Origin of the sequence: Allorhizobium borbori, from assembly GCF_014196535.1 — a bacterium.
Taxonomy (GTDB): Bacteria; Pseudomonadota; Alphaproteobacteria; order Rhizobiales; family Rhizobiaceae; genus Ectorhizobium; species Ectorhizobium borbori.
On the sequence record NZ_JACIDU010000004.1, the window covers coordinates 76,622 to 92,622 of the forward strand.

Sequence of the window (16,001 nt, forward strand, 5' to 3'; positions counted from 1 at the left end):
TCACCGGTCTGCCGGGGAACGGTCGGGAGTCGTTCCGGACGTGCCTGATCGATTCCGCTCATACTGTCCCGGCCTCCGAAACCGGAGACTGTTTTGTATAATACGCCCGTCCAGTTGCACAATCCTTGCGGCGAAACAAAGGCTCCGCCGCAGGCAAGGGGCGCCAAGGCCTTATTCGGTGAACGTATCGAACGTATCGGCACCAAGATCCACATCGCCCAGCGTGCGGAAACTCAACCGGGCGCCGATTGACCAGTCGTTCGCCTTTTCGTTGCCAACGTCACGCGTGTCCGTGAAGGCCATCGAGAAGATCATGCACTCGTCGGTATAGCTGAAGCCCAGACCACGACGGGTGAGCACATCGGCGTTGATATCCCAGGTCACGGCACCGAACACCGACCAGTTGTCGTTCAGGCGAACGGACGTGCTGTTCTGGATGATGTCGTTGTCGTTCTTGTCGCCATACTCCGGCTGCGCGTTGATACGCGTATAGGTCAGGCTGGTCTGCAGCGCCCGGGCGGTGTAGGCGACAGTCGTATCGGCGCGGTTCAGATCGTAATCGTCCTTGTCGATCCGCACGCTGCCGCTCAGCGAAATGCCGTTCGGCATGTCGAGACCGGCCATTGCCACATAATCGGACACGTTGTCTTCAAGACCGGAATTGGCCCCGGCATTGACCAGATCGTCGGTGGCAAACGAGTTCAGGCCGGCAATCTGGTAGGACTGGCCGGCGATGGCCTTCAGCGTGAAGCCGTTGTCCAGCGAGCCGGTATAACGGAAGCCGACATTGGCGCGCGTGCCGCCCTCGATACGGTCGTAGCCCGAGAACTTGTCGCGATCGAAAAGGTTGGTCGCGTCGAAGACGAAGCTTTGTGCGTCCTCGTTCGGCAAGCCGCCGGCGTTCACCTCATTCGGGCGCGCGAAAATCTGCGCAATCGGCTCGAAGATATGGCTGCCGTAGCCGGTGGCGACGAGAAGCGGATAGCGTGCTTCAAGGCCAGCCGTCAGCATATAGCGCGTGGCAAAGCCGTCATTCTCGAATGAGCCGGTGTAGCCGACCGGCGCGTTGACATCGAGACCGTGCAGATCGCCGCGTGCCGCAAGGATTGGTGTGAAAAGCAGACCCTGCGGTGTAGCATAGGTCCGTTTCCACTCGACCTCACTGGTCAGGCGGGCGTTCACGCCGGAAAGGCCACGATAGCCGTTCTTGCTCAGCGCCGCATTGATGTCGGCATCCGTGCGGGAGATATTCGTGAAGTTGACGTTGGCGGACAGTTCGCCGCCTGCCACGGCTTCCGGTGCCACGTAGTGATAGTCGATGACCGGCGCGGCAATCGCCTGCTGCTTTTCGGCCGTGTTCTTCGTATCGGCATCCTGCACGTCGAAGTAATAGCCGCGCACATCGAAATAGTTTCGCTTGCCGATACCCGTGAGGTAGGCCTGATTGGTGTGAACCGTCTGGTTCAGGCCCTGAATGTCATATGTGCGGGCGAAGTTGTTGTCGCTCTGCACCATCGCATCCCAGCCGAAAGCCCAGCGGGGATTGATGTGGAAATCGGCCTTTGAGGAGGCAAGGACGCGGAGATCCTTTTCAGAGTCGCTGGTGTTGGCGGTGAACTGGTCTTTGTTCAACTGGCTGATGCCCGCTACGCGGAACGTATGCTCACCCATGTCGAAACGCTGGCGCACTTCACCTTCCAGCAAGGCGCCCTGCGTCGAATAGCCGGTGACGGTGAACGTTGCATCGGCGGTATTCGAAAAGGCCCAGTAATAGGGGATCGACGCGCCGAAACCGAGATTTTCGGTCATGCTCATGCGCGGGAACAGGAAGCCGGACTTGCGCTTGACCGTCTGGTCGGGAACTTCCAGAACCGGCACGAAGGCGATCGGCACGCCGAACACTTCAATACGCGCCTTCTCGAGGCGAATCGTCTGTTCCTTGCCGTTCTGAATGACGCGCTCGGCCTTGACCTGCCACAGCGGCGCCCGCTGCGGATTGGTCGCGCAGGGCAGACAGGCAGTGTAGGTGCCGTTGTTCAGTACCATCGTGTCCGCATCGATCCGCTCGCCGCTTTCGGCAGCAATGCGTGTGTTGTCCGTGGTTTCGACGCGCAGGCTGTTGAGGAAGCCATTGGCGAAATTGTCGGTCACGTCGAGATTTTCGGCGTAGACGCGATTGCCGTCGGGCTCGACCATTTCGATGTGACCGCTCGCGGAAACGCGCCCGGTCTTCTGATTGTAATCGACCCGCTGGGCCACCATGCGGTAGCCATTGTAATGAATCTGGACGGCACCGGTCGCGGTCACGATTTCCGCGTCGCGGTTATAAACGACTTCATCCGCCGACAGCAGCAACTTCTCGCCGGATTTCACATCCTGAGCAAGCGCGGCGCCCGAGGCGACCAGAAGATAGGAGCACAAAGCCGCCCCGGACATGAGGCGAGCCATACGCATGCTGATACTCTTGCGGTCTTTTGCCGCCACTAGCCGTCCTCCTGATGAAGCAGAATCGTCGCGCCGAGTGCAGTCGCCACGATCACGGGAATCCAGACCGCGACAACCGGAGGCACGACACCGCTGCTCCCGAATGCTTTGACAAGCACAGTCACGACATAAAGCACGAAGCCGGAGAGGATTCCACCCAGAATCACTGAGCGGGATTGGTTCATCCGACTGAATTTTAAAGAGACAGTCGCCGCGATCATCGTCATGGCGACGAGCAGGAAGGGCAACGACAACAACGAGTGGAACTGCGTCTCGAGTGCTCGCGTCGGAATGCCGTAACTGCGGGCAATCTCGATTTTTCTCGAAATCTCATAAAAAGCAACGCTTTCCGGTTGGGTCAGTCGCTCTTCCATATATTCGGGCTTGAGATTTGTCGGAAGTTTCAGTTCGTCATGATGCTGAGGGATTTCGCCCGGCCGGGTTTCGCTGACATCCTTAAGAAGCCAGTAACCATTTTCCAATTTTGCCGAGGCCGCATCCTGTCTCAGGATGATATTTCCGGCCGTGTCGAAGTGGAAAAGTGCGACATCCACCATCAGCGTGCCGCCTTCGAGCGTTGTTTTGGCGCCGATGATGACATCGTCATTCTTGGTGATCTGGCGAATCCACGGCAGGAAGGTGGCCCGGCTCGAATCGGTCTTGCGCCAGCCGTTTTCAAGCGTGAGCGCCTGCCGCTGGCCCCAGGCCGAAAGCGGGTTCAGAACAAGAACGGTGGCAAGGCCGACGAGAAAGGCGCCCGTGAGAAAGGGTGTCATGAACTGCCAGACCGAAATGCCGGCCGCGCGTGTCACAACGAGTTCATACTTGCGGTTCAGCGCAATCAGCACGGTCATGCCACCGAACAGTACGATAAAGGGTACCGTCTGCATCAGGATCTGTGGAACACGCAGGCCGGTCAGGTAGACCGCTCCCAGCACCGAATAGCCGTCGAGGTCCGAGAACCGTCGTGCGGTTTCGCTGAAATCAGCAAGAAAAATGATGCCTGTGACGCCCAGGAAAAACCACATGATGGTCGTGGCATAGCGTCGGACGAAGTAGCCCCCGAGGATGGAAGTGATCATGCCGGGCCACCGCTTGAATTGCGCCGGAACGGCAACCGGCCTTCGACAAACAGCCATATGGAACGAAGACGGTCGCGTGCGAAGGTGGGTAGCCTCGGCTTTCTGCCACTTATGATAATGGCGGTTGCGACCGCGCCGGCAGCTAGGGGGATGGCATAGACGACAAGCGCCATTTGCGGCTGCGATTCGGTGGCATTGGCAGCCGAAAATGACATCCAGCGCAGAAGGAAGGCGATGAGCATTGAAGAGACCAATGGATGAACGCGCGCTTCCCGATGAGAGCGTGCATCACCAGCAATGACGAAAGCGATCAACCCGTAGACGAAGGGGAACAACCATTCCGAAAGACGCTTGTGCAATTCCGCTCTGTAGGAATCAGCGCGCTTCTGGAAGCTTTTGTCAGCAGGATCGGGGTTCATGAGAAACGCGAGCGATCTCTGGCTGGCCGCCTGAAACGGTGTTTCCTCCGATTTCGTCATGTCCGAGAGGTCGAAACCGTAGGAATCGAAACGGATGATCGAAATCTTGCCGTCCGGAGTTTTGCGGTGAACCTCGCCATCCTTCATGGTCAGCGACGTGCCGTTGGCATCGACTGCGCCTTCGCGGGCATAATAGACGAGGTCGAAGGCCGGATCGCGCTGGTCTACGATGAAGATGCCGCGCAGCACGCGGCCGGAATGACGCTCGGAAATTTCCACCATCAACCCGTCCTGGATGGAACGGAAATTCTTCTCCTCGATGACGGACGACAGCAGATCCGCATAGGCGGCCGCCACCATGGTGCGGGCTGCACCACGCACCTGAGGTTCCACGAAGTTCGAGACGGTAAAGGAGAAGACGCTCATCAGGGCAGCGAAGAACAGGACAGGCTTCAGCAGCGTGCTGCGCGGGGCAGCGGCTGCGTCGATCACCGCCAGCTCCGAATCGTTGTTCATGGCCGTCAGCGTCTGCGCGATACCGATGACCACGGCAAATGGCAGGACGATGGGGATGATGGTCGGCAGGATGAGCGATGCCAGCGTCATGAACGAGCCGATGGACTGGCCCGAATCGGTCACCAGATTGATGCGTCCGAGAACCTGGATCGTCCAGATGATCGCCAGCACGGGCAGCAGCGCCGCCAGCGTCATCTGGGCAATCCTTCTGAGGATATAGGTTTCGATGAGCTTCATCCGGTCTCCGGTTAAAGATGCGTAAATTTTGCGACTATCTAAGCGGTTCGTGGGCGCTTGGCGACACCGCCTCCCTCATAAAAATGTGTCTGACCGCTTTTTTCCGGCGAGCGTGTTTTTCGGATGACGCTTTCAGGCGTTGGTTCTCTGGCCTTGAAAAATGGCAGGGAAGAGCCGACAAGAAGGAAAGATGCGGGCGCGCCACAGGTTCGCCCCCCGCCTTGCCGGTCTTTTTCGGCGTTTCCGATCTGGAGTGACCATGTCCGTGAGTTTCGATATTTCCTTTGCCGATGCGGCTGAGATCAACGGCGGCGTGGCCGTCCTGTTGAAAACGGCGGGCGATGGCCTGCCGGCGGGTGCCGCCATTGCCGATCCGCAAGGCGTCGTCGCAAGGGCGGCGGCTGTCGCAGCCTACAAAGCCAAGGCCTATACGACGCTGGACATTCTTGCCCCGCAGGGTTCGAAAGCCGACAGGTTGGCGATCGTGGGTCTCGGTGCTACCGCCAAGATCAAGCCGGAAACTTTTCTCAGCGCCGGCGGCGCCAGCCTGCCGGTTCTAAAGGGCGCCAAGACCGTCACCGTCTTTCTCGATCCGCCCGAAGTGGACGTGAGCGGCGAGAACGCAGCCGATTTCGCCCTCGGCATGCTGCTGCGCGCCTATACCTTCGACAGCTTCAAGACCAAGGCCGGCAAGAATGCCAAGAGCGGCGAGCGTGACGACGCGGATGAAAAGGAGCCGGAAAGCGTGCGGGTCACGATCGTGACCGCCGCTGCCGACGCCGCGAAGGTGGCCTTTGCCGAACGCCAGGCGATTGCCGGCGGCGTTCTTCTTGCCCGTGATCTCGTCAATCTGCCGCCGAACGTTCTCGGTCCGGTGGAATTTGCCGAAAAGGCCAAGGCGCTGGAGGCGGTGGGCGCCAAGGTTGAGATTTTGACGGAAAAGGAACTGACGGACATCGGCATGGGGGCCCTGCTGGGCGTGGCGCAGGGCTCCGCTCGCCCGGCGCGCGTAGCCGTGATTCGCTGGGATGGCGGCAGGAAGGATGAAGCGCCGCTCGCCTTTATTGGCAAGGGCGTTGTCTTCGATACCGGCGGTATTTCGCTGAAGCCCGGCGCGGGCATGGAGGACATGAAGGGAGACATGGGCGGCGCGGCCGCCGTGACCGGCCTTATGCATGTTCTCGCCGCGCGCAAGGCGAAGGTGAATGCCATCGGCCTGATCGGCCTTGTGGAAAACATGCCGGACGGCAATGCCCAGCGCCCCGGCGACATCGTGACCTCGCTCTCCGGCCAGACCATCGAGATCGTCAATACAGATGCCGAAGGCCGCCTCGTGCTCTGCGATGTGCTGTGGTACGCCAAGGAAACCTTCAAGCCGAAGCTGATGATCGATCTGGCAACGCTGACGGGCGCCATCGGCGTGGCGCTCGGCAAGCATCATGCCGGCCTGTTTTCCAACGACGACACACTCTCCGGCGAATTGACCGAATCGGGCCTTGCCACCGGCGAGAAGCTGTGGCGCCTGCCGCTCGGCCCTGAATATGACCGCATCATCGACAGTCGCTTTGCCGACATGAAGAACAGCGGCGGTCGTTATGCCGGTTCGATCACGGCGGCGCAGTTCCTGCAGCGCTTCGTGGGCGATACGCCCTGGGCGCATCTCGATATCGCCATGACGGCGATGGATTCGCTGAAAACCGAGATCAGCCAGAGCTGGGCGTCCGGCTTCGGCGTGCGCCTGCTGAATGAATTCGTCCGCGCCCACCACGAATCCTGAGCCTGCCTGTGATTGAAGTCCTGTTCTATCATCTGACGGAATCGAAGCTCGATGAGGCGCTGCCGGCGCTGATCGAGAAAAGTCTCGAGCGCAAATGGCGGGTCGCCGTGGAATTCACGGACCCCGACCTGCGCGACGAGTTGGACATCCATCTGTGGACCTATCGCGATGATGCGTTCCTGCCGCATGGTACGGATGACGGCGAGGAGCCCGAGCGTCAGCCGGTGCTGCTTACCGTTCTGAAGGAAAACATCAACAAGGCCAATATCCGCTTCTTCGTGAACGGGGCTACACCCGGTTCGCTCGAAGGTTACGACCGCGGCATCCTCATGTTCGACGGCTATAATCCTGAGGAAGTGGAGGCTGCGCGCGGCGAGTGGAAGCGCCTGAAGGCCGAAGGTCACGCGCTGACCTATTGGCAGCAGACACCGGAACGCCGCTGGGTGAAGAAGGCCTGAAAGCGAAGGGGACAGAGCGTCCCCTTCAGCCGCGTCAATCCGCGCTTGCGACCAGCAACGGCTCTGTCCTGGTGGAGCCATGCACCGGCTTCAGCGTCACGATCTTGTAACCCTCGGCCTTCATCTGGGCGAGGAGGGCGGGCAACATGGTGGCGGTGCGGGCGTGGATGTCGTGCATCAGGATGATACCGCCATTGTGCTTGCGCAGCGCGGCAAGCGTGCGGGCTGCGACCTCCGCCGGCGAAGAGCGGAAATAGTCCTTGGAATCGACATCGACATCGACAATCGCCGCACCCTTGGCAACGATCGCGCCGCGCAGGCGGCGACTGTCGGCAAGATAGGGGAAGCGGAAGATGCCGGGCGTCTCACCGGTCGCCTTGGCCACGGCCTTTTCGCCACGGGCAATATCGGCCATGGCCGCATCGAATCCGATGGCGGCGAGGTTCTTGTGGTCGAAGGTGTGGGTGCCGATCGTGTGGCCGCGCTCAGCCACGTCGCGGGCGATCTTCGGATAGGTCGCGGCCATCTGGCCGACCATCAGGAATGTCGCCTTAACGTGATACTGGTCCAGCGAGGCGAGAATGCGCTCGGTCTTGCCGGGCACCGGGCCGTCATCGAAGGTCAGTGCCACTTCCTTGGCGCGCAGCTTGATGGGTTGGCCGGGCGTAACGGTCACCGTGCGTCCGGCAAAGCTCGCCGGGTTTCCCGGATGCATCCATGCGGCCGGCGACAGCGGCACCGGATCGTCGGCATCCTTCGGCTTGGACAGCGAAGGCGAGGGGACGAAGGAGGTCCTGAGCGAGGACGAACCCTCGATTTCACGCTTGCCCGCGCAACCGGCAAGAAGAAGGCTGCTGGCGATGACAGCGGTAAAAATTCTGGAAAGCATGATGCAGAAAACCGGCGGGAGGATTCAATGCCCCCGACTTTCTGCGATTATGGTTAATGCTTGGTTTATGGACGGGTGAAATGTGTTAACCCGCCATCGCCTCTTCATATTCGGCGGAAAGCTCCAGCCATTGCTCTTCGGCCTGTGAAAGCTTGGCGGCGGCTTCGCCCCGCTGCCTGGCCTTTTCGGCGGCCTTGGCGGGGTTCTTTTCGTAGAGCTTGGGGTCCGCAAGTTCCGCATCAAGCGCCTGAATCAAAGTCTCCAGTTTCTTCGTCAGGGACTCGATTTCATTGATCTTTTTCTTGAGCGGGGCAAGTGAGGCGCGCTTGTCGGCTGCGGCCTTGCGCTGGTCGGCCCTGGAAACCGTTTCCTCGCCGGAAGCCTTGGCGGAACTGTCTTTTGACTTGCCGCTCTGCACGATCAGCGCGCGGTAATCCTCCAGATCGCCATCGAAGTTTGTGACGGTGCCGCCGTTCACGAGCCACAGCCGGTCCACCGTTGCCTCGATCAGATGGCGGTCGTGTGAGATGAGAATGACCGCGCCGGAATAGTCGTTCAGCGCCGTGATCAGCGCCTTGCGGCTGTCGATGTCGAGGTGGTTGGTCGGTTCATCGAGGATGAGCAGGTTCGGATTGTCGAACACCGCAAGGCCCATCAGCAAGCGAGCCTTCTCGCCGCCGGAGAGATCTTTTGCAGGTGTGTCCATCTTTTCCGTTGCAAGGCCCATCTGGGCCACACGGGCGCGCACCTTGGCTTCCGGCTGTTCCGGCATCAGGCGGCGCACATGCTCGACTGCGGATTGCTCCGGCATAAGATCGTCGAGCTGGTGCTGGGCGAAGAAGCCGATCTTGAGGTGTGGGGCAAGCTTCATCGCTCCGCTTTCAAGCTGAAGCCTTCCGGCGATGAGCTTGGCGAAGGTGGACTTGCCGTTACCGTTGGAACCGAGCAGGGCGATGCGGTCGTCGGTATCGATCCGCATGTTCAGGCGTTTGAGGATGGGTGCGCCGGGCGTGTAGCCCACCGCACCGCTTTCGATGGCGATGATCGGCGAGGCGGCCTTGCGCTCGGGCTCGGGAAAGATGATCGGCGCGACATTGTCCTCGATGACGGCGGCCACCGTGCCCATGCGCTCCAGCGCCTTGATGCGGCTCTGGGCCTGCCGGGCCTTGGTGGCCTTGGCGCGGAAGCGATCGATGAAGCTTTGCAGGTGCTTGCGCGCCGCGTCGTTCTTCACCTTGGCCTTCATCTGCAACTCGTCGGCCTCAGCCTTCTGGCGCTCGAACTGGTCGTAGGGGCCGCGATAGAAGGTCAGCTTCTTCTGGTCGAGGTGGACGATGGAGTTCACCGCCTCGTTCAACAGGTCGCGATCGTGGCTGATGATGATGACCGTGTGCGGATAGCGCTTCACATAGTCTTCCAGCCAGATCGTGCCTTCGAGATCGAGATAGTTGGTCGGTTCGTCAAGCAGCAGCAGGTCCGGCTCGGAAAACAGCACCGAGGCGAGCGCCACGCGCATGCGCCACCCGCCGGAGAAGGAAGAGGCCGGACGCTTCTGCGCCTCGTGGTCGAAGCCGAGGCCCGACAGGATGGCTGCGGCGCGCGCTTCCGCCGAGTGCGCACCGATATCGGCGAGCCGCGTCTGGATTTCGGCGATGCGATGCGGATCGGTGGCGGTTTCCGCCTCTGCCATCAGGCTGGCGCGCTCCTTGTCGGCGGCCAGAACGATGTCGATCAGCGCGTCTTCGGTGCCAGGCGCTTCCTGCGCTACCTGGCCGATGCGGGCATTTTTCGGGATGGAGATGATACCCGCTTCCGGTGAAAGCTCGCCGGTGATCGCCTTGAACAGCGTCGATTTGCCGGCACCGTTGCGCCCGACAAAGCCCGCCTTGGCACCTTCGGGCAGTGCAAGGTTGGCGTTTTCGATGAGGAGGCGCCCGGCAATGCGGACGGTGAGGCCGGAAATCGTGATCATGCCAGCCTTTTGGCCGAGTTTCGCCCTCTAGGCAAGATGGCTGGACGAGACAGACAAGCTCCGCACCATGATGCGCGCGCAAACACAAAGGTGAATGGCACGCCGTCCCACAAGCGCAGACGCAGGAATTCATGAGCCGCCTCAACCAGCATCTTCTGACCTTTGCCAAGGTTCTCGCGTCTCAGGCCATCGTCTTTGCGGGCTTCCTGCTGTTCTACAAGCTGGGTGGACGGTTGCCGCTCGGCGTGCCGATGTTGCTTCTCCTTCAGGGCGCGCTGGCCGCCATCATTGGTCGGCTTTTCGGCCTTTGGTCGTTCTGGATGCCGATCCAGCTCATTCTGCCGCTCGCCACTGTCTATAACGAGGTCGTGCCGGGCTGGGCCTATGCCGCCGCCTTTGTCGCCTCGGCGCTGGTGTTCTGGAACGGGACCGCCGAACAGGTGCCGTTCTACATGAGTAACCGCCGCACCTTTGCGGCGTTGAGCGGCCTTCTGGCCGAAACGAAGGCGACGCGGGCGGTTGATCTCGGCAGCGGCGTGAGCGGTGTCGTCACCTTTCTGGCCCGCAAGCATCCCCTGAGCCTGATCGATGGCGTCGAAACCGCGCCGCTTCTGGTCGCAATATCCAAGGCTCGGGTGTTCATCGGCCGTCTGGCGAATGCCCGCATCCTCTACCGCAGCCTGTGGGATGTGGATCTCGGCGGTTACGATCTCGTCTATTGCTTCCTGTCGCCGGTGCCGATGCCGCGTCTTTACGAAAAGGCGAAGGCCGAGATGCGGCCCGGAACGCTTCTCGTGTCCAACAGTTTCGCGGTGCCGGGCGTGGCGCCCGAGCGGGTTATCTCCGTGGATGACGCCCGCCAGACCCGGCTTTATCTCTACCGGATGTAACCGGCGGCCTTAGCCCCACTGCGCGCCGTCGGTGCGCTGGAAGTAGACGAGATCGAGAAGAAGCGACGGTTTGCCCAGCGCCGTCAGGATCGCATGGGCCTGTCCGCGATGGTGGGTCTGGTGGTTGAAGACATGGGCCAGTACCCGGTCACGTCTCTGAATGACGGGGGTGGGCGAAGTGATCGGTGTATATTCGACAAGGGCGGAAAGAGCATCATCATCCAGTGCACCGAGCCAGTCGATGATGCGGGCGTCCTCTGCCTCACGCGCTGCGCGCAACTCGGCAAAGGCGTCGAACAGGATTTCGTCCAGTGCCCTGGGGGCAGGGCCGGTGCCGGTCAGCCTTTTCATCCAGGCCCGGTCGCCAACCAGAATATGGTTCAGCGTGCGGTGAAGCGAACCGAAGAAGGCGCCCTTGTCGGCCCTGAATTCTGCATCGCTCAAGGTGGCGCAGGCATCGTAAAGCCGCTGGTTGGCCCAGCGATTATAGTCGGCGAACATGCGGTAATGGTGCAGCACGATAGGTTCTCCCGGTGTCGATCGATTGCCCTGCGGGCATCCTATCAGCCGATCGACGTTGTGGGGCTGATGGCATTCATGAATTTTGCTGATTTGATTTTGCGCCGCCGCCACGCTCCAATGGCGTGACATCGACAAGGAGCCCCGATGACCCGCATTCTCTACACGCTGTGTGGCCACGACGAGAGCCGTCCCTTTTCTCCTCATGCCTGGAAGGCCGTGATGGCGCTGGCCCATAAGGGGCTGGACTTCACGGAAAGTCCCACGCCCTTTACTGGAATTCCCGGGCTGGAGGACGGTGTTTCGAAGACCGTGCCGATCCTGCGTGACGGCGAGCGGGTCGTGGCCGACAGTTTCGCCATCGCCCGCTATCTGGAGGAGGTTTATCCGGATCGCCCCTCGCTGTTCGAAGGACCGGGCGGCGAAGCCATGGCGCGGTTCATCGAGGGGTGGTCGCAGACACAGATACACCCGGCGGTCACCGCGATCTCCATCAAGAAGATCCATGACATGCTTGGCGAGGCGGATCGGGCCTATTTCCGCCGCACCCGCGAGGCCTTGCTCGGCAAGACGCTGGAAGAGATGGATACGGCCGCCGAGGCCGCCATCGAAGCCTTCCCGGCGAAACTCCAGCCGCTGCGCCACATGCTGCGCTTCCAGCCTTTCATGGGCGGCGACGGGCCGCTTTTTGCGGATTACATCCTGTTCGGCGCACTGCAATGGCTGCGGGTCGTGACCGGAAGCGTGCCCTTCCTGCCCGACGATCCCGCCGCTGACTGGTTCGAACGCATGCTCGATCTGCACGGTGGTATCGGGCGAAGTGTGACGACGGCGTGAAATTGCCGGAAGCCCCTTGTTTTCCGGTGGGATGGCGGGTAATTAGCGCCCAACTTCCCACCGAAAGGACTGATTGACATGGCGATTGAACGCACCTTTTCGATGATCAAGCCGGATGCCACCAAGCGCAACCTGACCGGCGCCATCACCAAGGTTTTCGAAGAAAGCGGCCTGCGCGTCGTTGCTTCCAAGCGCGTCTGGATGAGCAAGCGCGAAGCCGAAGGCTTCTACGCCGTTCACAAGGAACGCCCCTTCTTCGGCGAACTGGTTGAATCCATGACCGCTGGCCCGACCATCGTTCAGGTTCTGGAAGGCGAAGGCGCCATCCTCAAGAACCGCGAAATCATGGGCGCAACCAACCCGGCCCAGGCTGCCGAAGGCACCATCCGCAAGCAGTTTGCGCTGTCCATCGGCGAAAACTCCGTTCACGGTTCGGATGCTCCGGAAACCGCCGCCCAGGAAATCGCCTACTGGTTCGCTGAAACCGAAATCGTCGGCTGAATCAGTCTCTGAGGTTCAGGCCTCAAGTGATTGAAACGAATCCAGAAACCGGAGCGGAAACGCTCCGGTTTTTTGTTGCGTTCAAGCGCCGGCTGACGGGCAGTTCCGATCGGGTGAGAAGTCCACGCTGCCATCCGGCTTGAAGACGTCCGGATTGGGTGCATAGACCGGACCGACCACCAGCGGATGGGCGGCAAGCACGGTCTGGTCCTGATTGGAGATGATCGACGTTTCAAGTGTTTGCAGCACCTTGTTCTGTCCGTCGACAATGCGAACGAAGACCGCATAGGGCCGGTCCTTGACGATGCAGTGTACAGCCGGGCTTTCCAGCGTCACCTTCTCCCAGAAGGGAAAGATGCGTGAGCGAACCGTGATCGGCTCCCCGCCCGCCGGGTTTTCGTAGCGGGTCTCCGCATAGCTTTCCTCGGGAAGCGGCGCATTGCGGGCGAGGACGAGCATATAGGCGGCGGTCGAAACACGATAGTTGAAGACGAAGGTCTTCGCCTTGATCTTCAGTGGTTCCGCGTCTTCGCGCTGGCAGGTAGCCAGCAGCGGCGTCAGGCCGATCAGGCCAAGGGTCAGCAAGCGACGTATCATGGATCGGTCCCCTTTTTCTTGTGATAGTATCGGTTCGCCTTCACCCGGTTGCCGCACACGGCCATATCGCACCAGGTGCGGCTGCGGTTGCGGCTGCGGTCGAGAAAGAGCCAGCCGCAGTGAGCGCAGATTTTCATCGCCTCCGCCTGCGGGGCGGCAATCAACCGCAACGCGGAAAGCGCCGTCTGTGCTTCAAGTGCCTGCGGCGAAGGGGCCGCCCGCAGCATGGCCGCCGCAGTCTCCAGAAGCGTGGCCAGCGCCAACCGGTTCTCTTCGCCCTCGATGCGCCGGCGAAAATAGTGGTCGATGGCTTCCCGCAGGCGCAGAAAGCCATTTGTGTTCTCCGGCGCGACGGGTTCAAGCGGTCCGAACAGGACATGTTCCGCTGAAAATGCCATCGCCGCTTCAGGGAAGGCGGCAAGCTGCTTGGGCTCGGCAAACCTGTCGATGCTACGGGGCGGGTCGATACGCAGGATGACGCTGTTGGCGACATCGAGCGCGAGAGCGCCGCCGGTGAAACGGTGAGGGGTCCATTGAAAATCCATGTTTCATTATAACTGGTAAAACGCGTTTTACCAGTTATAATGCGATATGATCTACTGGCTCCAGTTGCTGTTGAATGCCCTGCCGCTGGCCGCGCTTTATGCTGCGCTGGCCTTTGGCTATGCACTGATTTTCGGCATGGTGCGGCGGGTCGATATTACCTTCGGCGCGCTGTTCGCCTTTTCCGGGCAGGTTTTTGCGCTAGGCTTTGATGCAGGCTGGAACGCCTGGTATCTGGTTCTGCCGGCGGCGCTGGCAATGGCGGCGGTGTTGGCGCTTGCCTACACGATCGGCAGTGGCGTTCTCATTGCCCGCCATGTGCTGCGGCCGCTGGCCGCGATCTCGCCCAACGCGGTCATCGTTGCCTCGCTCGGTGTGCTGCTGGTCCTGATGGAAACGGCGCGTCTCGCTTCCGGCACGCGCGATCTCTGGCTGCCGCCGCTCATGAAGGAGCGGATGGTGGTGTTGGCGGATGCCCAAGGCGCATCCGCCGGACTGACCGTGCTTCAGGTCGTCAGTACGGCACTGATGATAAGTCTCGTCGCGGTCGGAATGCTCGTCCTTCGCCACAGCCGGTTCGGGCGTATCTGGCGGGCCGTGTGCGAAGACCCGCAGGCGGCACGCTTCTGCGGGGTCGATGCGGGTGCGGTCTTCATATGGACGGCCATTGCCGCTTCGGCTGTCGCCGCCGTTTGTGGCATGCTGGCAACCGCCTATTACGGATCGATGAGCTTCGGGTCCGGTCTGGTCTTCGGTGTGAAGGTGGCGCTGATCGCCGCCGTCGGCGGGCAGGACAGGCCATTCGCGGCGGCATTGGGAGCGGCGGGCATCGCTGTCGCGGAGACGTTCTGGAGTGGGTATGGCCCGATCCTGTGGCGCGATTTCGCCGTGACGGGAGGGCTCGTACTGCTTCTCGTGCTCAGCCGGAAGGAGCGTTCCCTGCCGTGACCGCATCCCACCGGTCGCGCTCGGCGTCGTCGCTGTCTTTGGCGGCAATCCATGCGCCTTCGCCAGCCGCCGCGTGTTCCTTCTTCCAGAAGGGTGCGTCGGTCTTCAGGTAGTCCATCACGAAATTCGCGGCCTCGAAAGCGGCCTTGCGGTGGCTGGCGGCGGCGATGACGAGGACGATGTTGCCGCCGGCGGGAATGACGCCGTGGCGGTGGATGACGGTAAGGGCAAGCAGGGGGAAGCGGGTGGCGGCATTGCTTGCGATGCGGCCCAGCGCCTTGTCCGCCATGCCGGGATAATGCTCCAGCTCCAGCGCGGTGAGCCGCCCGCCTTCATCGCGGCACAGGCCGGTGAAGGAAACGATGGCGCCCGCCGCAGGCGTCGCAACCCGCAACGCCTCATACTCGCCGGCGGCGTCGAAATCGGAGGGCTGGACGCGGGTTGTGATCACGGTCATGGCTCAGCCGCCCGTCATCGGCGGGAAGAGGCCGATCTCGCGGGCACCGGCTATCGGCTCGTCATGCTCCACCAGTTCCTCGTTGATCGCCGCACGGATCACCTTGGGCACTTCGAATGCGGCAGCGTATTCCTCGCCGAGCGATGACAGGTGGGCAATGAGGTCGCCGATGGTGACGATCGTCTCCGGCACATCGAGTTCCTCTCCGGCCTTGCCGATCCGCTCGCGAATCCAGGCGAAATAGACGAGCCGGACCCGCATCATTCTTCCACGATATGCTTGAGGCCGGCGCGGAAATAGTCGTAGCCGGTGTACATGGTCAGCGCGGCGGCGATCCACAGCAGCGCAATGCCGATCTCCAGGGTGTAGGGCAGTACGGTTTCACCGGCCGGACCTGCCAGCAGGAAGGCGATGGCGATCATCTGGATGGTCGTCTTCCACTTGGCGATGCGCGTCACCGGCACGGAGACTTTCAGCGCCGCGAGATATTCGCGCAGGCCGGACACGAGAATTTCACGGCACAGGATGATGATGGCGGCCCACAGCGACCAGCCGGCAATGGTGCCGTCCGCAGCCATCAGCAACAGCACGGACGCGACCAGAAGCTTGTCGGCAATGGGGTCGAGCATGCGGCCGATATTCGAAGTCTGGTTCCAGATGCGGGCCAGATAGCCATCGAAGAAATCGGTGATCGAGGCGATCACGAAGATCCACAGCGCCGTCCAGCGGGCAAAGTCGGTGCTGGCGAGCTTGCCTTCCACGAAGAAGCACAGGACAATCAACGGCACGGCGAGAATGCGGCCGTAGGTGAGCAGATTCGGGATGCTGTAAGCGCGGGATGCCATGATGTGCTCTATTCTCTCTGGGCCGGTAGG

The 16,001-nt window shown here is 61.2% G+C and carries 17 protein-coding genes; 6 read left to right on the top strand and 11 right to left on the bottom strand.

What is annotated here, in order from left to right; genetic code table 11:
• Nucleotides 1-171: 171 nt before the first annotated feature.
• Genes GGQ66_RS06130 through GGQ66_RS06140 form a run of 3 tightly spaced genes read right to left on the bottom strand, consistent with a single transcriptional unit; the run spans nucleotide 172 to nucleotide 4,738 of the window.
• Nucleotides 172-2,484 carry an LPS-assembly protein LptD gene (locus tag GGQ66_RS06130; RefSeq protein WP_183790524.1) on the bottom strand — a complete coding sequence of 771 codons (2,313 nt, stop codon included), beginning with the start codon at nucleotides 2,482-2,484 and terminating at the stop codon, nucleotides 172-174.
• Entirely contained in the window at nucleotides 2,484-3,566 is a 1,083-nt protein-coding gene (gene lptG, locus GGQ66_RS06135) for an LPS export ABC transporter permease LptG (protein ID WP_183790526.1), read from the bottom strand. The genes GGQ66_RS06130 and lptG overlap by 1 nt, the downstream gene beginning before the upstream one ends.
• A complete protein-coding gene (locus GGQ66_RS06140) occupies nucleotides 3,563-4,738 on the bottom strand; it encodes an LptF/LptG family permease (RefSeq protein WP_183790528.1) in 1,176 nt (391 codons plus the stop codon). The genes lptG and GGQ66_RS06140 overlap by 4 nt, the downstream gene beginning before the upstream one ends.
• Before the next feature lie 259 nt (nucleotides 4,739-4,997).
• Here GGQ66_RS06140 and GGQ66_RS06145 point away from each other — a divergent pair, with 259 nt between their 5' ends.
• Nucleotides 4,998-6,515: a leucyl aminopeptidase gene (locus tag GGQ66_RS06145; RefSeq protein ID WP_183790530.1), complete on the top strand. Its 1,518-nt coding sequence runs from the start codon at nucleotides 4,998-5,000 to the stop codon at nucleotides 6,513-6,515.
• 8 nt (nucleotides 6,516-6,523) lie between these two features.
• The gene (locus tag GGQ66_RS06150; RefSeq protein WP_183790532.1) at nucleotides 6,524-6,973 is read left to right on the top strand and encodes a DNA polymerase III subunit chi; all 450 of its coding nucleotides are present in this window, start codon (nucleotides 6,524-6,526) and stop codon (nucleotides 6,971-6,973) included.
• A gap of 34 nt (nucleotides 6,974-7,007) precedes the next feature.
• Here the strand turns inward: GGQ66_RS06150 and GGQ66_RS06155 are convergent, their stop codons facing one another.
• The gene (locus GGQ66_RS06155; RefSeq protein WP_183790534.1) at nucleotides 7,008-7,862 is read right to left on the bottom strand and encodes a polysaccharide deacetylase family protein; all 855 of its coding nucleotides are present in this window, start codon (nucleotides 7,860-7,862) and stop codon (nucleotides 7,008-7,010) included.
• Nucleotides 7,863-7,947: 85 nt separating this feature from the next.
• Nucleotides 7,948-9,834, bottom strand: a complete 1,887-nt coding sequence (locus GGQ66_RS06160) for an ABC-F family ATP-binding cassette domain-containing protein (protein WP_183790536.1) — start codon at nucleotides 9,832-9,834, stop codon at nucleotides 7,948-7,950.
• A gap of 131 nt (nucleotides 9,835-9,965) precedes the next feature.
• On the opposite strand from GGQ66_RS06160, the gene GGQ66_RS06165 reads away from it, so the two are divergent.
• Nucleotides 9,966-10,724, top strand: coding sequence for a class I SAM-dependent methyltransferase (locus GGQ66_RS06165; protein ID WP_183790538.1), 759 nt, complete (start codon nucleotides 9,966-9,968; stop codon nucleotides 10,722-10,724).
• A gap of 9 nt (nucleotides 10,725-10,733) precedes the next feature.
• On the opposite strand, the gene GGQ66_RS06170 is transcribed toward GGQ66_RS06165, so the two are convergent.
• A complete protein-coding gene (locus GGQ66_RS06170) occupies nucleotides 10,734-11,243 on the bottom strand; it encodes a DinB family protein (protein WP_183790540.1) in 510 nt (169 codons plus the stop codon).
• Nucleotides 11,244-11,390: 147 nt separating this feature from the next.
• Here GGQ66_RS06170 and GGQ66_RS06175 point away from each other — a divergent pair, with 147 nt between their 5' ends.
• Nucleotides 11,391-12,080 (top strand): glutathione S-transferase family protein, encoded by a 690-nt coding sequence (locus GGQ66_RS06175; protein ID WP_183790542.1) that lies wholly within the window; start codon nucleotides 11,391-11,393, stop codon nucleotides 12,078-12,080.
• A 78-nt stretch (nucleotides 12,081-12,158) separates the two neighbouring features.
• Complete coding sequence (ndk, locus tag GGQ66_RS06180) at nucleotides 12,159-12,581, top strand: nucleoside-diphosphate kinase (protein WP_183790544.1); 423 nt, start codon at nucleotides 12,159-12,161, stop codon at nucleotides 12,579-12,581.
• Between the two features lie 81 nt (nucleotides 12,582-12,662).
• Here the strand turns inward: ndk and GGQ66_RS06185 are convergent, their stop codons facing one another.
• Together GGQ66_RS06185 and GGQ66_RS06190 are read right to left on the bottom strand one after the other, a co-directional pair.
• On the bottom strand, nucleotides 12,663-13,178 hold the full coding sequence (locus GGQ66_RS06185) for a hypothetical protein (RefSeq protein ID WP_183790546.1): 516 nt from the start codon (nucleotides 13,176-13,178) through the stop codon (nucleotides 12,663-12,665).
• The gene (locus tag GGQ66_RS06190; protein WP_183790548.1) at nucleotides 13,175-13,723 is read right to left on the bottom strand and encodes a CGNR zinc finger domain-containing protein; all 549 of its coding nucleotides are present in this window, start codon (nucleotides 13,721-13,723) and stop codon (nucleotides 13,175-13,177) included. Before GGQ66_RS06190 ends, GGQ66_RS06185 begins: the two co-directional genes overlap by 4 nt.
• Nucleotides 13,724-13,769: 46 nt before the next feature.
• Here GGQ66_RS06190 and GGQ66_RS06195 point away from each other — a divergent pair, with 46 nt between their 5' ends.
• A complete protein-coding gene (locus GGQ66_RS06195) occupies nucleotides 13,770-14,669 on the top strand; it encodes an ABC transporter permease subunit (RefSeq protein WP_183790550.1) in 900 nt (299 codons plus the stop codon).
• On the opposite strand, the gene GGQ66_RS06200 is transcribed toward GGQ66_RS06195, so the two are convergent.
• Genes GGQ66_RS06200 through pgsA form a run of 3 tightly spaced genes read right to left on the bottom strand, consistent with a single transcriptional unit; the run spans nucleotide 14,641 to nucleotide 15,971 of the window.
• A complete protein-coding gene (locus GGQ66_RS06200; protein ID WP_183790552.1) occupies nucleotides 14,641-15,126 on the bottom strand; it encodes a molybdenum cofactor biosynthesis protein MoaE in 486 nt (161 codons plus the stop codon). The two genes, GGQ66_RS06195 and GGQ66_RS06200, sit on opposite strands and share 29 nt — an antisense overlap.
• Before the next feature lie 3 nt (nucleotides 15,127-15,129).
• Entirely contained in the window at nucleotides 15,130-15,387 is a 258-nt protein-coding gene (gene moaD, locus GGQ66_RS06205) for a molybdopterin converting factor subunit 1 (RefSeq protein WP_183790554.1), read from the bottom strand.
• Nucleotides 15,387-15,971 (bottom strand): CDP-diacylglycerol--glycerol-3-phosphate 3-phosphatidyltransferase, encoded by a 585-nt coding sequence (gene pgsA / locus GGQ66_RS06210; protein WP_183790557.1) that lies wholly within the window; start codon nucleotides 15,969-15,971, stop codon nucleotides 15,387-15,389. The genes moaD and pgsA overlap by 1 nt, the downstream gene beginning before the upstream one ends.
• Between the last annotated feature and the right edge of the window lie 30 nt (nucleotides 15,972-16,001).

Bases quoted from the DNA above. Each gene is read 5' to 3' on its own strand.
- pgsA (WP_183790557.1), bottom strand. From the start codon at position 15,971: ATGGCATCCCGCGCTTACAGCATCCCGAATCTGCTCACCTACGGCCGC.
- lptG (WP_183790526.1), bottom strand. From the start codon at position 3,566: ATGATCACTTCCATCCTCGGGGGCTACTTCGTCCGACGCTATGCCACG.
- ndk (WP_183790544.1), top strand. From the start codon at position 12,159: ATGGCGATTGAACGCACCTTTTCGATGATCAAGCCGGATGCCACCAAG.
- GGQ66_RS06190 (WP_183790548.1), bottom strand. From the start codon at position 13,723: ATGGATTTTCAATGGACCCCTCACCGTTTCACCGGCGGCGCTCTCGCG.
- GGQ66_RS06155 (WP_183790534.1), bottom strand. From the start codon at position 7,862: ATGCTTTCCAGAATTTTTACCGCTGTCATCGCCAGCAGCCTTCTTCTT.
- GGQ66_RS06185 (WP_183790546.1), bottom strand. From the start codon at position 13,178: ATGATACGTCGCTTGCTGACCCTTGGCCTGATCGGCCTGACGCCGCTG.
- GGQ66_RS06195 (WP_183790550.1), top strand. From the start codon at position 13,770: ATGATCTACTGGCTCCAGTTGCTGTTGAATGCCCTGCCGCTGGCCGCG.
- GGQ66_RS06200 (WP_183790552.1), bottom strand. From the start codon at position 15,126: ATGACCGTGATCACAACCCGCGTCCAGCCCTCCGATTTCGACGCCGCC.
- GGQ66_RS06145 (WP_183790530.1), top strand. From the start codon at position 4,998: ATGTCCGTGAGTTTCGATATTTCCTTTGCCGATGCGGCTGAGATCAAC.
- GGQ66_RS06160 (WP_183790536.1), bottom strand. From the start codon at position 9,834: ATGATCACGATTTCCGGCCTCACCGTCCGCATTGCCGGGCGCCTCCTC.
- GGQ66_RS06165 (WP_183790538.1), top strand. From the start codon at position 9,966: ATGAGCCGCCTCAACCAGCATCTTCTGACCTTTGCCAAGGTTCTCGCG.
- moaD (WP_183790554.1), bottom strand. From the start codon at position 15,387: ATGCGGGTCCGGCTCGTCTATTTCGCCTGGATTCGCGAGCGGATCGGC.
- GGQ66_RS06175 (WP_183790542.1), top strand. From the start codon at position 11,391: ATGACCCGCATTCTCTACACGCTGTGTGGCCACGACGAGAGCCGTCCC.
- GGQ66_RS06140 (WP_183790528.1), bottom strand. From the start codon at position 4,738: ATGAAGCTCATCGAAACCTATATCCTCAGAAGGATTGCCCAGATGACG.